This window comes from Pseudomonas sp. AM8, from assembly GCF_036346475.1.
Lineage (GTDB): Bacteria > Pseudomonadota > Gammaproteobacteria > Pseudomonadales > Pseudomonadaceae > Aquipseudomonas > Aquipseudomonas marginalis.
Map to the genome: position 1 here is coordinate 1 of NZ_JAOTNX010000045.1, position 458 is coordinate 458.

The 458-nt window shown below is 63.5% G+C and carries 1 pseudogene; it reads right to left on the reverse strand.

Annotated elements, in window-relative coordinates:
- Positions 1-458: pseudogene (locus V3W40_RS34575) on the reverse strand (RHS repeat domain-containing protein); the annotation flags it as partial.

The following is a 458-nucleotide window of genomic DNA, read 5'->3' on the forward strand; positions in this document are numbered from 1 at the left end:
CTGGCGGTTTGGCCGTTGGGTTGGGTGATGCCGATCAGCCGATGCTGGCAGTCGTAGCGGTATTCGGTGACGAGTTGATGGCCTTTGCCGCGTCGCTCGCGGATGAGGTTGCCGAAGGCGTCATAGTCGTAGTGGCGGTCGCCCTGGATCATCAGGCGGTTGCCGGCGACGATGTCGGGGCCGGGGCGGTCTTGCATCAGCAGGTTGCCGGCGCGTGTGTGGCCGAAGCGTTCCTGCAGGTCTTGGGAGTGGTCGGCGCGGGTTAGGCGGCCTAGTGGGTCGTAGTGGTAGCGGTGTTCGCCTTTGCGGGTGTCGAGCAGGCGGGTGAGGTTGCCGGTTTTGTCGTAGTCGTATTGGCGTTGGTAGAGGTGGTCTTGTTGCTGGGTGATTGCGTGGGCGTGCAGGCGGTGTTGGTCGTCGTAGTGGTAGTGGCTGAGGAGTTGGCCTTGTTGGCGCTG